The 14,885-nt window shown below is 62.8% G+C and carries 15 protein-coding genes and 2 riboswitches; of the genes, 8 read left to right on the plus strand and 7 right to left on the minus strand.

Going from position 1 to position 14,885, the window contains the following annotated elements; genetic code table 11:
* Window position 1: 1 nt before the first annotated feature.
* Both ACNOHI_RS10495 and ACNOHI_RS10500 read left to right on the plus strand, forming a co-directional pair.
* The gene (locus tag ACNOHI_RS10495) at window positions 2-931 is read left to right on the plus strand and encodes a tetratricopeptide repeat protein (protein ID WP_420474620.1); all 930 of its coding nucleotides are present in this window, start codon (window positions 2-4) and stop codon (window positions 929-931) included.
* Between the two features lie 96 nt (window positions 932-1,027).
* Window positions 1,028-1,113: riboswitch (cyclic di-GMP riboswitch) on the plus strand.
* Window positions 1,114-1,166: 53 nt separating this feature from the next.
* A complete protein-coding gene (locus ACNOHI_RS10500; protein WP_420474621.1) occupies window positions 1,167-1,466 on the plus strand; it encodes a hypothetical protein in 300 nt (99 codons plus the stop codon).
* Window positions 1,467-1,469: 3 nt separating this feature from the next.
* On the opposite strand, the gene ACNOHI_RS10505 is transcribed toward ACNOHI_RS10500, so the two are convergent.
* Window positions 1,470-2,279: an acyl-CoA thioesterase gene (locus ACNOHI_RS10505; RefSeq protein WP_420474622.1), complete on the minus strand. Its 810-nt coding sequence runs from the start codon at window positions 2,277-2,279 to the stop codon at window positions 1,470-1,472.
* A 156-nt stretch (window positions 2,280-2,435) separates the two neighbouring features.
* Window positions 2,436-2,525: riboswitch (cyclic di-GMP riboswitch) on the plus strand.
* 54 nt (window positions 2,526-2,579) lie between these two features.
* Here ACNOHI_RS10505 and ACNOHI_RS10510 point away from each other — a divergent pair.
* Window positions 2,580-2,885 (plus strand): hypothetical protein, encoded by a 306-nt coding sequence (locus ACNOHI_RS10510; protein ID WP_420474623.1) that lies wholly within the window; start codon window positions 2,580-2,582, stop codon window positions 2,883-2,885.
* Between the two features lie 3 nt (window positions 2,886-2,888).
* Here ACNOHI_RS10510 and ACNOHI_RS10515 read toward each other — a convergent pair whose 3' ends face one another.
* From ACNOHI_RS10515 to ACNOHI_RS10525, 3 genes are all read right to left on the minus strand, one after another.
* The gene (locus ACNOHI_RS10515; protein WP_420474624.1) at window positions 2,889-3,263 is read right to left on the minus strand and encodes a hypothetical protein; all 375 of its coding nucleotides are present in this window, start codon (window positions 3,261-3,263) and stop codon (window positions 2,889-2,891) included.
* Between the two features lie 8 nt (window positions 3,264-3,271).
* Window positions 3,272-3,466, minus strand: coding sequence for a hypothetical protein (locus tag ACNOHI_RS10520; protein WP_420474625.1), 195 nt, complete (start codon window positions 3,464-3,466; stop codon window positions 3,272-3,274).
* A 210-nt stretch (window positions 3,467-3,676) separates the two neighbouring features.
* Window positions 3,677-4,126, minus strand: coding sequence for a DUF4148 domain-containing protein (locus ACNOHI_RS10525; RefSeq protein ID WP_420474626.1), 450 nt, complete (start codon window positions 4,124-4,126; stop codon window positions 3,677-3,679).
* A gap of 163 nt (window positions 4,127-4,289) precedes the next feature.
* Between ACNOHI_RS10525 and ACNOHI_RS10530 the strand changes: the two genes are divergently transcribed.
* A complete protein-coding gene (locus ACNOHI_RS10530; RefSeq protein ID WP_420474627.1) occupies window positions 4,290-4,769 on the plus strand; it encodes a winged helix-turn-helix transcriptional regulator in 480 nt (159 codons plus the stop codon).
* A gap of 69 nt (window positions 4,770-4,838) precedes the next feature.
* Window positions 4,839-5,969, plus strand: a complete 1,131-nt coding sequence (locus tag ACNOHI_RS10535; protein WP_420474628.1) for a methyltransferase — start codon at window positions 4,839-4,841, stop codon at window positions 5,967-5,969.
* Here the strand turns inward: ACNOHI_RS10535 and ACNOHI_RS10540 are convergent.
* Window positions 5,966-7,573 carry a diguanylate cyclase gene (locus ACNOHI_RS10540; RefSeq protein ID WP_420474629.1) on the minus strand — a complete coding sequence of 536 codons (1,608 nt, stop codon included), beginning with the start codon at window positions 7,571-7,573 and terminating at the stop codon, window positions 5,966-5,968. The two genes, ACNOHI_RS10535 and ACNOHI_RS10540, sit on opposite strands and share 4 nt — an antisense overlap.
* 120 nt (window positions 7,574-7,693) lie before the next feature.
* Between ACNOHI_RS10540 and ACNOHI_RS10545 the strand changes: the two genes are divergently transcribed.
* A complete protein-coding gene (locus ACNOHI_RS10545) occupies window positions 7,694-8,092 on the plus strand; it encodes an aminoacyl-tRNA synthetase (RefSeq protein WP_420474630.1) in 399 nt (132 codons plus the stop codon).
* On the opposite strand, the gene mdoH is transcribed toward ACNOHI_RS10545, so the two are convergent.
* Complete coding sequence (mdoH, locus tag ACNOHI_RS10550) at window positions 8,040-10,607, minus strand: glucans biosynthesis glucosyltransferase MdoH (protein ID WP_420474631.1); 2,568 nt, start codon at window positions 10,605-10,607, stop codon at window positions 8,040-8,042. The two genes, ACNOHI_RS10545 and mdoH, sit on opposite strands and share 53 nt — an antisense overlap.
* Window positions 10,580-12,091, minus strand: a complete 1,512-nt coding sequence (locus ACNOHI_RS10555) for a glucan biosynthesis protein G (RefSeq protein WP_420474632.1) — start codon at window positions 12,089-12,091, stop codon at window positions 10,580-10,582. The genes mdoH and ACNOHI_RS10555 overlap by 28 nt, the downstream gene beginning before the upstream one ends.
* Window positions 12,092-12,281: 190 nt before the next feature.
* On the opposite strand from ACNOHI_RS10555, the gene ACNOHI_RS10560 reads away from it, so the two are divergent.
* Window positions 12,282-13,334, plus strand: coding sequence for a sensor histidine kinase (locus ACNOHI_RS10560; protein WP_420474633.1), 1,053 nt, complete (start codon window positions 12,282-12,284; stop codon window positions 13,332-13,334).
* Between the two features lie 253 nt (window positions 13,335-13,587).
* Window positions 13,588-14,811 (plus strand): HD-GYP domain-containing protein, encoded by a 1,224-nt coding sequence (locus tag ACNOHI_RS10565; protein WP_420474634.1) that lies wholly within the window; start codon window positions 13,588-13,590, stop codon window positions 14,809-14,811.
* Window positions 14,812-14,885 lie beyond the last annotated feature (74 nt).

The following is a 14,885-nucleotide window of genomic DNA, read 5'->3' on the forward strand; positions in this document are numbered from 1 at the left end:
CGTGAATACGACGCCACAATTTCCACATACGCCTCCAGTACTGTCCGCCGAAGAAGTGCGCCTGCTTGCGCGCACGGCGCACGCACTGATCTTGAGCGCCGACGGCGACAAGCGCGAGGCAATACGCTTTCTGGAACGTGCCGCGTCCGCCGGCGACAGGGACTCGCAGTTGTCGCTGGGCCTGCTGCTTGCACGCATGGATATCGATGGCAAGCGCAATGACACGATCGATGGCATTGCAAACTACAAGGAGGCGATTCGCTGGCTGACCCTTGCCGCGGACCAGGGCGTCGAGAAGGCCTGGTACGCGATTTCGAGGATTTATCAGAAGGCAGAGTTTTCGCAGCGCAGCCTGTCGCAATCGCATGCCTATCTGTGCAAGGCGGCATCCGCCGGTTACCACGTCGCGCAGCGCGAACTCGGCATGCTCGTCTGGCGGACGCGAAAGGGCGATGAGAGCCGGGACGTGCTCGCCCTCTACTGGCTGCACAAGGCGGCTGCGCAGGGATGCGGCGAGGCAGCCACGCGCCTCGAGAAGCTGGCGTCGCGTCCTTCGCCGTCACCCTGGGCACTGGAAGTGCAACGGCAGCTCGCACCGCACGCGTTCAAGGTGCCGCTGGTCGTGAATGCGCGTATCGCGCTTGCCGCCTATTTCGGCTTGTCGTTGCCCGAGGCGCTGCTGATCGATCTTGCGGCCGCGGATCGCGGACATTGCCTGCTGATCGATGTTCGCGCGGATTATGCGCGCGGAAGGCGCCGCCTGATCCTCGTCGGAAACGATGACGACCGCGCCGAGATCGATCGCATCGCGCGCGCATTCGAAGGGGTCGATTGCTCGCCTGGCGCGGAGGGCAGATACCGGCAGAGGTTGTATCGGCTGAAGAAGCTGGTGTCCGACTGGAGCGCCGTACAGCGTCTGCTGAAGGACTGATTCGTGACTCCCTGATTCGGGTCAAGGAAACGCGAGGCGAGGAGAGCGGCGCCCCTGCACGTCGCGTGTTCCGTTGCTATACTCGTTCACACAATAACCCACACAGGGCAAACCGGTCGAAAGACCGGGACGCAAAGCTTCCGGCCTAAAAGAGAAACTCTCATGGTAGCGGAGCCGCCTCCTGAAGCGGAGTCTCGCAGCATCGCGGCGTGCCCTGTTTGCAAAACGCCCAGTCATGTTGAAGTACGCCATCGCCGTCCTCCTCCTCATCCCCGCAATCGGTCGGGCTGAATGCGGTTTCGCCACCAATAGCAGTGAAATGATGATTGTCGTGAGCAAGAAGTCCGACAACAAATGCTTCAAGTCGGAAGAGTTCCGCAATGCCTTCCGTGAAGGTCTCGTCGCATCCGTCAAGACCATGGAGGCAAACTCCCCGCCGATCACGCGCGCGGTCGCTCGCCGGCCGCGGCCGCAGGGACTGCCGATGCCCGTGCAGCAAGCGGAAATGTATTACGGCCAAGCGCCCAAGCGCTAAGGCTCATAGCGACTGGTCCCGGTACCACACCATTTGATGCGTGGTCGCCAGCAGGATGCCATTCCTGGACCAGACCTTTCCCTCCTGGTCGTAATATCCGCCGTTGAAGGCATTCGCTTTTGCCATTGCAAAGGTATGGTGGCCTTCCACCTTCCGCAATGCGGCGCTGTCCGCGTGGAAGTTGATCGTCAGCGTCACGGTCGAGATCGGTGTGGGACCGCCCTTGCGTACGAACAGGCGGGGAATGAAGGTGTCGCAATGCGCGGCAATCGAGGGGAAATCCAGCGCGCGCGGCGGCACGTCGCTGATCCAGCATTGCGTGTCGCTTTCGCGGCCTCCGGAAAGCGGATCGCGGTCGACATAGCGCACGTCGTACATCTGGAGGAAGGGCACGTTGGCCGGTGATGCATAGCGCGCGCGCTCTTCCGGTGCGGCCACGTCCGGCATCGTCGATTCGGTGTCGGACCAGGCATCGCGCCGTACCGCAAACACGGCGGTGCCGGTAATCGCCGGTTCCGCATCTTCGCCCTGGCGAATGTCCATCTGCCAGTGCTGCGTCGAGCGGCCGGTTCGTACCGGATGCACGCGTATCCGGAATGTCCCTTTCTGCAGCGGCCCCGCAAAGTTGACGGTCATTGCCAGCGGGTCGCCCAACCTGCGCGGGTGCGACAGAATCGCTTGCAGCAGGGTCGCGACCGTGGTGCCGCCAAACGGCGAGATCATGTTCCAGTAATGCTCGGAAGTTGTGCCGCGGTACAGGTCGTCGCTTTCCGCCTCCAGGGCAAGCGCCTGGTCGAAGGGATGGGTCGTCATGGGATTTCTTGGTTGATTGAGAAATTCGAACACTCGTGCTTTTCAATGGTAAACAAAATCGCCGGATGGCGCAGGGCGTGCGGAAATTCACCCGAATTTCAAAAAAGTTTCCGTACGGATACAAAAATCCGGCTTGCTGCTATACTTCCTGTATCAATCCACGCAGGGCAAACCGGTCGAAAGGCCGGGACGCAAAGCTTCCGGCCTAACAGGGACACCGTCCCTCATGGTAGCGGGGCCGCCTTCTGAAGCGAAGTCAAGCTTCACGCCTTGGCATGCCTTGCCTTTTTTGGAATGCCAATGCCTAGACATCTCCTTGCCGTCCTGATGCTTTTGCCTTCAATCGCGTTCGCCGAGTGCGGCTTCACGCGCAGCGGCAATGCCATGACGATCGTGGTGGGCAAGGATGCGAAGTGCCTGTCTTCGGGAGCGTTCCGGGAGGCGCTGAAGCGGGATATTGCCGAAGCGCTGGAAGAGGATGAGGCGAGCGCTGCCGAAAAAAGGCGCGCGTTCGACGACCGTAACACGCGCGGCAGCAAGCTGTGGGCGATCGCCGAGCGGCGGCACCAGGAAAACGGCGGTCGATATTTCGGACAGAGGCGATAGCGCTTACGCGTGAATCGCGCCAGGCGACGCCGCCGTCACCACCAAGGGCATGAGGACGTCCAGTCCGTGCCGCAATTCCACCACCTGTACATCAAGCGGACCACGCTCGCCTGGCGCGAAGAGAATCCATTGCGTGCCAGCGCATGATTCGAGCAGGACAGCCGTGTCCAGGCGCGTCGATAGCAAGGCCGCAGCCTTTTCCGCATGCAAGCCTTCCTCGCACGGAAGGCTGACGCCGATGGCAAAGCCCTGGACATACCGGACGACGAGCGGCTTGTCTGCGGTATCCGGGGCAACACCGAACGCCTCGGCGAGCGCCTCCTGAAGCGCCGCGTCAGCAACCTCATCGCGCAGGAAGAGGACGACCTCGGTATCCATGTCCGGTCCTAGCCAGCCTTGCGGCGCAGGCGCGAGACCAACAGCGATCCGCCAATGGCAACCGGTATCAGCGGCAGCAGCTGCAGGACCAGCTGGCGGTCGACCAGCCCGTTTCTTGTCAGGAACATGAGCAGTCCGGCCAGGATAAGGATCATCGGAAAGGTGAAGCCCTTGGTGCCGCTTTGTTTCGTGGTTTCTTTCATTTCGCATCTCCTTGTCAAGATGGCTTCACGATAATTCCGGCGCCAGCGCTTCGCCACGGGAATGCGACGAAATGCATGGAACGCGGAGCAAAGCGTCGTGGTCGGGAATGGAGCGCGAAAAAAGGCCCGCGCGAAGGGGCGGGCCAAACCCATACTGGGCTGGTATGGGTGAGACAGACTTCAGGCGGCAACGGACAGCCGCATGGCGGATCAGCTGCCGGAAGACGTACCGGCGCGCACCGACTTCGCAGCACGGATGGCCTCGTCACGCGCCTTGCTGGTCGCAATATTGGTGTGCTCGACGAATTCGGACTGGTTGCCGACCTGTCCGTGCACATAGGCTTGTTCCAGTTCGGCGCGCGCCTCGGCGCGGGATTTTCCGCCCGTCGGGGCGTTGTGCTCGACAAATTCCGCTTGCTGCGTCACGGACTGGCCCTGGGTGTAAGCACGGTCGAGTTCGACGCGAACCTGGGCGCGCGGCGCCGTCGCCGGAACGTTGGTGTACTCCACGAACTCGTTCTGACGATTCAGTTCGCCGCGGGCGTAGGCTTGTTCGACTTCGGCGCGTACTTGGGCACGCGTAAGCACGGGGTCAGCCGCAAATGCGCTGGCGGTGGTGGCGATAAGGGCAATGGCGATGCTGGACAGTTTGGCGTTCATTTGTGTTCTCCAAGGAAATTAAAGGCGGCAAAACCAGTGCCGCGTCCTGAAAGCTGCCAATTCGCAAGTCGCTACCCGAAGAAGATAGTGACTTGCAAAATGCAAGCTACGAACTCATCATAAGCCAGTGACTTTTATTTTGCAAGTGAGTACAATGAAAATTATGGACAAGCCCGATAAACCCGAAAAGTGCGGTGCCCCGCTGACCTGCCCGATCGTCCGGTCCGTCAAGCTGATTGGTGACGAATGGGTGCTGCTCGTGCTGCGCGCACTGTTCCGCGGCGCACATCGTTTCGATGAGCTGCAGAAGCAGACCGGCGCGGCGACCAATATCCTGACCAACCGTCTCGCCAAGCTGGTGGAGGGTGGTCTCGTGGCCAAAAGCCCGTACCAGGAGCGCCCGGTGCGCTTCAAGTACGAGCTGTCGCCAGCCGGTGTCGCGCTGTTTCCCGTGGTGCTCGAACTGATGCGATGGGGGGACGAGTGGCTGCCGCGCGACGATGCGCCGCCGGTCCGGCTGCTGCATACGGAGTGCGGAAAACTGTCCCGGCCAGGCCAACAGTGTTCGGAATGCGGCAAGCCGATGACGCCCAAGAATGTACGCCTGGCGGAAGGCGACCGGACGGTATCGCAGGCTGCCTGAGATAGAATGCGCCATCCCCGGTCGTGCAGCAGGCGCGACCGCTTTCTTGCATCCAACCACTTCCCTACGATGAGCGCATACCCTGTCATCCACTGGACCGAGGCAGGTCAGGAACGCTCCGCTCGCTGGCGCTCCGAAGCCGCCGTTCCGCCGCCCAAGCGCGTTGCCATCGCCGACGACCGGACGAACGCCGATACCGCCTATCGCATGGCATGCGAAGGCACCGCGTTGTTGTGGCGCGGCGATTTCCAGAATGCCCGGCAGCTGCTGCAGGCGCTGGCACGGCGCACCGACCGCAAGCCGAAAACCGGCAAGGCCGCTCCGGCCACACCCGCCGAGGCTTTCCATCTTCACCGCAAGGCGCAGGCGCAGCGCGCGCGCATCCTCGGCATGCTGCTGCTGCCTTTCGACGCCGGCCATGTTGTTCCACTGCGGCGCGCGCCCGATGTGCGCGATGCATGCGACGAAGCCTACGGCCCGGCTCCGGAGCCGTACGTGGCATCGCTGCGCGAGTTGCAGGGATTGGTTGGCGCGCACGAATGGCGCAAGAAGGGCGTCGACATTCCCGCCCTCGGCGCGAAGATCCATCCCTGGTACGGCGTGTTCTCACCCGTGCGCGGGGAGTATGTGGACCTGGTGGCGCAGGCTCCACTGCCGTCGACAGCGTTGGCATTCGACATTGGCGTTGGTACGGGAGTGCTTTCCGCCGTGCTCGCGAAAAGGGGCATCAGGCGCGTCGTCGCTACCGATCAGGATCCCCGTGCCCTGGCCTGTGCACGGGAAAATATCGACCGGCTTGGCCTGTCGCCGCAGGTCGAACTGATTACGGCAGATTTATTCCCCGAAGGCCGCGCGCCACTGGTCGTCTGCAATCCGCCGTGGGTACCGGCAAGGCCGAGTTCACCGATCGAATACGCGGTCTACGACCCCGACAGCCGCATGCTGCGCGGATTTCTCGACGGACTGGCGGCGCACCTTGCCCACGGTGGCGAGGGGTGGCTGATTCTTTCTGACTTTGCCGAACATCTCGGGCTGCGCACGCGCGACGAACTGCAGGCCTGGATCGACAAGGCTGGATTGAAGGTGATCGGGAAGCTGGATGCGCGACCGCGGCATCCGAAGGCGGCCGACGTGACGGATCCGCTGCATGCTGCACGCGCGGCGGAAGTCACCTCGCTCTGGCGCCTTGCTGCCGCCTAGTCCGCCGACTCGACGCGATTGCGCCCGAGACGTTTCGCCTGCAGCAGCGCCTGGTCTGCTGCCTCGGTCAGTCCAGGGGCAGTATGGTGGATGCTCGGGAAGGCGGCCACGCCGGCGCTGAAGGTGGCGTACAACGCACCTTGCGGGTGCGCATGGGGCAGCGCGGAGAAATCACGGCGGATACGGTCGATCACGGGAACGGCTCGCGCCAGATCCACCCCCGGTAGCGCGATGATGAATTCTTCCCCGCCGTAGCGCCCAATCAGGTCCACCGAGCGCAGGCGCCCCTTGAGCAGCCATGCCAGGCCGCGGATCACCTGGTCGCCGACCGGATGGCCGTACGTGTCATTGATCGATTTGAAATGGTCGATGTCGATCATTGCCACGGTGAGCGCGCCCTGCGTTTCCGTCTCGCGAACCATCGACTGCAGGCGCGATTTGGCCGAAGTGTGGTTCAACAGTCCGGTCAGGCCGTCGAGGCGTGTCGAGCGCCGCGTTTCGCGGAAGCGTTCGATGCGCGTCTTGACCACCGCCGCCAGCAACACCGGGTTGAACGGTTTCACCAGGAACTGGTCGCCGCCGAGACGCAGGGCTTCCACCTGCATGCCGACATCGGATTCGCCGGACAAGTAGACGATGGGCAGCGCGTTGTACGCGGCCATCTGCCGCAGCACCCGCGTCGCTTCCACGCCATTGAAGCGCGGCATGTGCATGTCCATGAGGACGAGGTCGGGCTTGTACGATTCGAGCGCCTCGAGCAGCCGGGCCGGATCGTTGATTGCGTGACAGTCGATGTCGTGCTGCGCAAGGGTGCGCTGGATGAGTGCCACCGCCACGCGGGAATCCTCGACCACCAGCACGCGGTACTGTTCCTGCTCGTTGCTCTGCACGAGGTCGAGCACGCAGTTGAGCACCATGGCAGGCTGGTCTTCGGCGGGAATGGTGACATCGATGCCGGCGCGCATGAGCTCGACGATAGGCTCGATTGCGGACTGCACGCCGAGATAAAACAGTTGGCTCGCAGGGCAGGACTTGCGGATTGCCGCTATGCAGTCGAACTGCACGTCGCCCGGTTCGTCGGAAGCGGGAATGAACAGGACCGCCAGCGGCATGTCCTCCGGAAGCCGCAATGCGTCCCAGTCGAGCGCAAACATCTTGAATCCGAAAAATTTGAGCTGCCGCGCCAGGGCGTCGGCCATCTCGCGCTTCTCCGGCGCGGCCACCATCCAGATAGCCCTCGGTTTGATCCAGTCGATATCCGTCGTGGAAGGCGGCTCGTCCGCGCGCCGGCCGGCGGCGGAAGGACGCGAGCTTGCCACCGCGCCGAGCAGGGTGTCGACCTGGCGCTGCAGTGACTGGATGTCCTGTTGCGGGACCGGATGGGTTTCTTCGTCGCCCAGCTTGGCCAGTGCCGCGTTCTCGAGACCCTCGCACAAGCGCACCAGGCCGGGCAGCCGCAGACGGCTGAAGTATTCGGTCAGGCTGTTGACCGCGACCGCGAACTCGATGAACTGCTCGAACCGGCCTTCGGCGACATAGCGCTCCCAGCGCGTGCGCAGCACGTAGATGCGGTCTTCGACGAGATCGGCAGAAAGCGTGTTCATGGTGGGAACAGATTATCCGGGATCGTTGTCATAAAGGAAAGCTCAAGCCGGGTTGTCGTAGCGCAGCCCGGTGCTATTCTGAATCATATCCGGAACGGTAGGTTGCCGAGGGGAAATTCCATGCGCATGAGCGATGAAGAGTATTTCCGCAGCTGTGTGGCCAAGGAGCGCCACCTGGCGCAGCTGCTCGGACATGAAGTGGAGGAGTATTGCGAGAGCGCGGGCACGCTCTGGATCAACACGGAACCCGTGCCGCAATGGACGCGTGACTGGCACGCCTGCGGAGCGCTGCTGACCCAGTACGGCATTCCGCTGAGCTTCCACAAGGAGGCGGGCGAATCGCGCTGCAGTTCGGTCAAGGCGGGGCCGGTGATCGTTTACTTCGCCGACCATCCGAACCGCGAACGTGCCGTCATGGTCGCGATCGTCAAGGCCGTGATCCACCTGATCGAGCACGACAAGAGCTTCAAGGACCTGCACCATCCGCTGCATTTGCCCGGCATGCATCATCATCACTGACCCATCGCTGCGGCAATCTGGAGGACGACCAGACTTGCAGATGCAATTGCGACAAGGAATAGGGGTCGTCGAGCAGCGCATTCTTCTGCGCATGGCTGAGGATCGCCGGACCGCCGCGCACCAGCGCCGGCGTCACCGTGATCGATGCCTCCGCGCGGACGCGAGGCCGGCCGGCCGCGCAGGCGAGCGCATTGAGCACCGGATCCACCGTGGCCCCTGAAAAATCCGCAGGGGAGTCCGCGGCCGCGTGATGGTCCGCGGTCGCCTTCAGCTCCAGCGGGGGCGCCAGTTCTTCCGGTATCGCAAACAACTTCGCCTTTCGCAAGCGCCGGCCAAGCGACACCCGGCTCGACAACACGGAAATCGGCCCCGACAATGCCAGCCCGCCGGCAATCGGCAGCAGCCAGGGCAGGAAGGATGGATTCAGCAGATACACCCCAGCCGCCCACAACACGCCGAGCGCCATATGCCATCCATGCTTGGCCAGCGCTTCGCGCCAGCCGGTTTCGGAATCGCCACGCGGCGGCGACTTCCAGTGGATTTCCCAGCCAAGGAAGGCCGCGGCGACAAACCAGGTATGGAACAGCATGCGCACCGGGGCGAGCAGCATCGAAAACAGCACCTCCAGCAACATGCTGCCCAGTACGCGCAACTTGCCGCCGAACTGCTGGGCCCCGTGCGCCCAGATCAGCAATACGCTCAGCAGCTTGGGCAGGAACAGCAATGTCGCCGTCGCGGAGAACAGCGCGATCGCCTTGTCCGGATGCCATTGCGGCCAGATGGGAAACAACTGGCGCGGTTCGGTGAAGTATTGCGGCTCGGTCAGCGCATGCATTGCCAGCATGCCTGTCGACAGTGCGAGGAAGAGGCACCACAGCGGCGCCGATAGATAGGCCATGACACCGGTGACGAAGACGGCGCGATGGACGGGATGCATGCCGCGCGCCGTGAACAGGCGGAAGTTCATGAGGTTGCCGTGACACCAGCGACGATCGCGCTTGAGTTCGTCCAGGAGATTGGGCGGCATTTCTTCATAGCTGCCTTCCAGGTCGTAGGCAATCCACACCGACCAGCCCGCGCGCCGCATCAGTGCCGCCTCGACGAAATCGTGCGACAGGATTTCACCGGCCAGCGAACCGCGGCCGGGCAGGGGAGCAAGCGCGCAATGACGCATGAAGGGCGCGACGCGGATGATGGCGTTATGGCCCCAGTAATGCGATTCGCCGAGTTGCCAGTAGTGCAGGCCGGCAGTGAACAGCGGGCCGTAGGCGCGTGTCGCGAATTGCTGGATGCGTGCGTAAAGGGTGTCACGTCCGGCCGCCACCGGCGCGGTCTGGATGATACCGGCGCCAGGGTTGGCTTCCATCAGGCGCACCAGTCGCGCGATGCAGGCACCGCTCATCACGCTGTCGGCGTCGAGCACGATCATGTAGCGGTAGTTCTTTCCCCAGCGCCGGCAAAAGTCGTCGATGTTGCCGCTCTTGCGCTTCACGCGGCGCTTGCGGTGACGGTAGAAGATGCGGCCGAAGCCATCGACCGCGCGGCACAGCGAGGCCCACGCCGAGAGCTCGGCCGCGCGCACGTCGCTGTCGCTGCTGTCACTGAGCACGAAGAAGTCGAAGTGCGCGAGTTCGCCGCTGCGCGCCAATGACTCATATGTGGCGCGCAAGCCCGCCATGACACGCGGCACGTCTTCATTGCAGATCGGCATGACGATCGCGGTGCGCGCTTGTTCAGGAATGGGAACGGCATCATCCACCTTGCCCGCGATGCCATACCGGTCCCTCCCACGGAGCAAGACGAGATATCCCGCCATCGCCGTCCAGAATCCCGCCGAGACCCAGCAGAACAGGATGGCGAACAGTGCGAGCACGAGCATTTCCAGTTTGGCCGTTCCCTGGTAAGGCAGCACCTTGCCCATGAACCAGGTGGCGACTGCCGTCTGCGACAGCATCAGCGCGAGCAGGATGATGCGGCGAACGTTGCCAAGATAACGCCAGTGGCCACGCGGATCGGGCCCGTCGATGCTGTCGTCCGGCTCAGGCAGCGGCATGTCCGCCGGCCAGGGTTTTCGGTCCGCATGGTCTTCGCGCCGATCCTGCCACTCGTTGCGCCGACGCATGCGCGATTCCGACCAGCGCAGGATAGGATTGAGTTCGCCCCAGGGATGCGGCGCCATCGGCGCACGGTGGAGGGGCGGTGTGAATTGCATGCGCACATGCCTGCGCCGCTCGATATCGAGACGACGGACGTTGCCTGCGGGCTGTGCTTCGGTGCTGCGGCGATCGAATGCGAGTTGCAGCCTTCGCGTGATGGAGCCGAAGGCCGGGTTGTCGCGGTCGGCAAGCCTGCCGGCAAGGGCATGGTGCAGGCCGGTCATCGGCGCCTGGGATGGCATGCGCAGTTCGATGTCGCGGCGTTGCGCGTCGTTCAGCGGCAGCCGGTCAAGGTAATCGCCGGCCGGTGCGTCGGATGGCGATCGTTCTCTTACTCCGGGGGAAGGATATAGCTCCACGTTTCTGATAAGGCGTTGTTGTTGCTGTTGAGGTACCCGCGCAACTCCACCGGTTTCTTTTCGTCGGTGCGGCGCAGCCGGACAGTCATGCGCCATCCGCCCGTTGCATCGTTGCGGATGGTGTTTGTCTCCATGATCTTCCCGTTGGCGTCGGCGCTGACCACCGCGTCGACCTTGTCGCCGGCCGCAAGCTTCTTCAGCGCCGGACCTTCGAAATCGACCGACAGCGCAATGCTGTCATCCGGCTTTTTCACCCAGCCATGGCCGCGGCGCGTCTGCACCGTCCACGACGAGGGCGGACGCTTTTCCGCATCCTTCTGCCACAGCAACCGGTATTCGATATCGAAAGGCACGCCGGGGCGCGGCGGGTTGTCGGGTACCCAGAAGGCAACGACGTTGTCGTTGGTTTCGTCCGGCGTCGGAATCTGAATCAGCTCCACCCGCCCGGCACCCCACTGCCCCTTCGGCTCGACCCAGGCGCTGGGGCGCATTTCATAACGCGCTTCGAGGTCTTCGTAACTGTTGAACTGGCGATCCCGCTGCATCAATCCGAATCCCGCCGGATTGCTCAGCGCATACGAGGTCATCAGCAAACGCCTGGGGTTCAACAATGGACGCCAGATCCACTCGCCGGTTCCCGACTGGATCGCCAAACCGTCGGAATCATGCACTTCCGGACGGTAATCCTCGACTTGAGCGCGCTGGTTCTCGCCGAAGAAATACATGCTGGTGAGTGGCGCGATGCCCAGCTTCGACACGTTTTCGCGCAGATAGAGTTGCGCCTTCACATCCACGGCGGTATCGACGCCAGGCTTCAGCGTGAAGCGGTAGGCGCCTGCGACACGCGGCGAATTGAGCAGGGCATAGATGGTCAGCTCCTTGGCCGCGGGGGAGGGGCGTTCCACCCAGAACTCCGTGAACTGCGGGAATTCCTCGCCTGAATTGAGTGCCGTATCGATTGCCAGCCCGCGCGCCGAGAGCCCGTACAACTGTCCCTTGCCCACCGCACGGAAATAGCTCGCGCCGAGGAAGACCAGCACTTCATCCTTGTACTTCGTCGTGTTCACCGGATAGTGCACGCGGAAGCCGGCAAAGCCCAGGCCGGCCAGATCCCTGGGCTGCAACTCGTTCGCGCCGTAATGGAAGGACTTCGGGTCGAAGCGGATCTCTTGCACGTTCTTGCCCACGATCTCGTGCACCCTGACCGGCGTATCGAAATTGCGCCCCTGGTGGAAAAAGGCGAGTTCGAACGGCAGCTTCGCATTGCGCCACCAGGACCGTGACGGATCGAAGCGGATATCCCGGTACTGGTCATAGTCGAGGTTCGCCAGCGCCTTGGAGACATTCTTTTCCGGCTTCACATAGGCGGCCGCGGCGAGTCGTCGCGCCTTTGACGCGACGTCATCGAAGGTGAACGCAAGCACAGGCGCGGTACTGCACAGGGAAGCCAGTGCGACGGCGCAGGCGGTATTGATCCAGGTCATCGAATTTGCAGACATTGTCCTCTTTGCCGTAAGGTCATTGGCGTATGTTGCAGTGCGTCGCTGTTACTGTTTTGAGCGCGGGCAATCAATGTTGAATTCGCGGGTGTTGCAGGGCGTAACGACCGTCATGCACGGCCGGAAACGGCGTTACAATGGCCGCTGCTTTTCCCATGGTCATCCTTGCCGGGACATGCCGAGACTGCCAACCTTCATCGTCGACAATATCGACCGGATCATCGCCGAGTGGAAACGCGCGGCCCTTCCGACGGTATTGCCGTTCGAGGGCCAGGCGAAGCAAATCCTCATGGCCATTGCGGCGGACATCGAGGCCAATGCCCGCCAGTCCGATTCCTCCGCAGCGGTCACCGTGAGGACCGCCCTGCGCACGCGTCCGGACTTCGATGTCCAGCAAGTCGGTGAAGCACTGCGCTTGCTGCGCGTCGTCGTTCCCGCCGTGTGGAACCCGGCCGACGGGCACGCCGTGGAAGACTGGAGGCGATTCCATGATGCGCTCGACTTCGCCGTCGGCGAGGCAATCGCGCAATACGCGTTGCAGGTGGAACGCACGCGCTCCCTGCTCCTCGGCATGCTTGGCCATGACCTGCGCACACCATTGAGCGCCATCCATATGGCATGCCAGTATCTTGGGCGCGACGATGCACCGTCCGATCGCAAGCGCGAGGCGGTAGCCCGGGTGAGCCGCTGTGCCGGAACAATGGAAGGCATGATTCGCGACGTGCTCGACTTCGCCCGCTCGCGCCTGGGCAAGAAGATGGCGGTCGCAAGGAAGCCGGTCGATCTCGTTGCTGCCTGCCATGAGGCGCTGGAAGATATCCGCGCGGAGCATCCCCGCTGCGAATTCCGGTTCGAGCAAACGAGCTGCCTCGACGGTATTGCCGACATCGCGCGGCTGCGCCAGGCCTTGCGCAACCTGCTCGACAGCGCCTCGCGCAACGGCGCGCGCGGCATGCCCATCCTCCTGCATGCGTCCGCGTCGAATGAACGCATTGTCTTCCGCGTGACATGCAAGGGACAGGGCATGTCACCCGACACGATGCGCACGATGTTCGATCCCATCGCGCAGCTTGCCATTGCCGGCGCCAACCCCGACGGCAATCCTCCCGCCGACCTTGGCCTGGAATTGTTCATTGCACGCGAGATCCTGCGCGTCCATGGCGGCGACGTCGATGTCGCCGCGGGGGGTGGCGAGACGGTATTCGAAGCTTGGCTCCCGGCACGATAAGGGCCGCACTTTCCGGAACATCAAGGGGCGGGTAACATGGGACTGTTCCTCCGCGCATTCTTGTTACCATGCCCACCCCATCCAAGACTGTCTCCCTCGTCCTCGGCGCAGATGGAAACCGAACGTAAGCCGTACGTAGTTTGCGCAGGGGAAACAGTATTTCAAACAGCAAGTCCGACTTGCTTGCATTAGATCAAGGCCCAGGAATTTGCTTTGCGGCATCATTAGCCTTCCGCGCGTTCCGTTCGCAACCATGATCAAAAAAATCCCAGTGGGTCAGCTCAAGGTCGGCATGTTCGTCCACGATTTCAATTGCTCGTGGATCAACCATCCCTTCCTGACCAACCGGGTACTCGTCTCGTCCGAGGGCCTGCTGGAGAAGATCGCGGGTGCGGGCTTGCGCGAAATCTATATCGATACCGAACGCGGGCTTGATGTGACCGATGCTCCGACCGCGGAGCAGGCGCAGGCGGTGATCGAAGCCGAACTGCAATCCCTGGCCAGCGAACCTTCCACAAACCGGCTGCGCATTTCCGTGGGTGAAGAACTCCACCGTGCCGCGCAGGTGAAGCATCGCGCCCACCGTATCGTGCGCGATGCGATGCGCGACGTACGTCTCGGCCGCGCGGTGGAACTCGACCAGGTCGAGCCGGTGGTGCAGGAGATCACCGAATCCATCCTTCGCAATCCCGGCGCCCTGGTCGGCCTGTTGCGCATCAAGAGCAAGGATGATTACACCTTCCTGCATTCCGTCACCGTGTGCACGCTGGTGGTCGCCTTCTGCCGCTCCGCCGGCATGGATGCGGAAACCATGCACCAGGCGGGGCTCGGCGGATTGCTGCACGATATCGGCAAGGCGCTGGTGCCCGACGAGATCCTCAACAAGCCGGGAAAGCTCACGGAAGAGGAATACGCCATCGTCAAGCGCCACCCGCAGGACGGCTACGACATCCTGTTGCGCTCCGGATCGGTCGGCGAGATTCCGCTCGACATCACGCTGCACCATCACGAGCGCATGGACGGTAGCGGCTACACCAAGCGGCTGCCCGGCGAAAGCATCAGCATGCTGGCGCAGATGGCCTCGCTGGTCGACGTGTACGACGCGCTGACGTCCGACCGCTGCTACCACAAGGCGATCCCCGCCGCCGATGCCTTGCGCAAGATCTTCGAGTGGAGCAAGAACGAATTCAATCCGCAGACCGTGCAAGCCTTCATGCACTGCGTCGGCATCTACCCGGTCGGCACGCTGGTCCGGCTGCAGTCCGGCCGCCTCGGCGTAGTGGTCGAGCCGCACGAAACCGACCTGCTCAAACCCAAGGTGAATGTCTTTTTCAGTACCCGCTCGAACACCTACATCCGGCCGGAGCAGGTCGATCTCTCTCGGCCGTTCGGCATGGGCGGCGGCGACAGGATCATGAGTCATGAATCGCCCGACCGGTGGCGCGTCGATCCGCTCAAGTTCATGAGCCTGCACTGATGAAACTGATCTTCCTCGCGTAACCGCCCCGACCGGGCGGCGAGACCTGCTTTTTTCCGCGCATTTCGCGCATC

Origin of the sequence: Noviherbaspirillum sp. ST9, from assembly GCF_048799745.1 — a bacterium.
Taxonomy (GTDB): domain Bacteria; phylum Pseudomonadota; class Gammaproteobacteria; order Burkholderiales; family Burkholderiaceae_D; genus Noviherbaspirillum.

What these genes read in the sequence shown, in the direction of transcription:
- ACNOHI_RS10555 (WP_420474632.1), bottom strand. Translation starts at nt 12,091, where the DNA reads ATGACCTGGATCAATACCGCCTGCGCCGTCGCACTGGCTTCCCTGTGC.
- ACNOHI_RS10500 (WP_420474621.1), top strand. Translation starts at nt 1,167, where the DNA reads ATGTTGAAGTACGCCATCGCCGTCCTCCTCCTCATCCCCGCAATCGGT.
- ACNOHI_RS10560 (WP_420474633.1), top strand. Translation starts at nt 12,282, where the DNA reads ATGCCGAGACTGCCAACCTTCATCGTCGACAATATCGACCGGATCATC.
- ACNOHI_RS10565 (WP_420474634.1), top strand. Translation starts at nt 13,588, where the DNA reads ATGATCAAAAAAATCCCAGTGGGTCAGCTCAAGGTCGGCATGTTCGTC.
- ACNOHI_RS10535 (WP_420474628.1), top strand. Translation starts at nt 4,839, where the DNA reads ATGAGCGCATACCCTGTCATCCACTGGACCGAGGCAGGTCAGGAACGC.
- ACNOHI_RS10515 (WP_420474624.1), bottom strand. Translation starts at nt 3,263, where the DNA reads ATGGATACCGAGGTCGTCCTCTTCCTGCGCGATGAGGTTGCTGACGCG.
- ACNOHI_RS10510 (WP_420474623.1), top strand. Translation starts at nt 2,580, where the DNA reads ATGCCTAGACATCTCCTTGCCGTCCTGATGCTTTTGCCTTCAATCGCG.
- ACNOHI_RS10505 (WP_420474622.1), bottom strand. Translation starts at nt 2,279, where the DNA reads ATGACGACCCATCCCTTCGACCAGGCGCTTGCCCTGGAGGCGGAAAGC.
- ACNOHI_RS10520 (WP_420474625.1), bottom strand. Translation starts at nt 3,466, where the DNA reads ATGAAAGAAACCACGAAACAAAGCGGCACCAAGGGCTTCACCTTTCCG.
- ACNOHI_RS10525 (WP_420474626.1), bottom strand. Translation starts at nt 4,126, where the DNA reads ATGAACGCCAAACTGTCCAGCATCGCCATTGCCCTTATCGCCACCACC.
- ACNOHI_RS10530 (WP_420474627.1), top strand. Translation starts at nt 4,290, where the DNA reads ATGGACAAGCCCGATAAACCCGAAAAGTGCGGTGCCCCGCTGACCTGC.
- ACNOHI_RS10545 (WP_420474630.1), top strand. Translation starts at nt 7,694, where the DNA reads ATGCGCATGAGCGATGAAGAGTATTTCCGCAGCTGTGTGGCCAAGGAG.
- ACNOHI_RS10540 (WP_420474629.1), bottom strand. Translation starts at nt 7,573, where the DNA reads ATGAACACGCTTTCTGCCGATCTCGTCGAAGACCGCATCTACGTGCTG.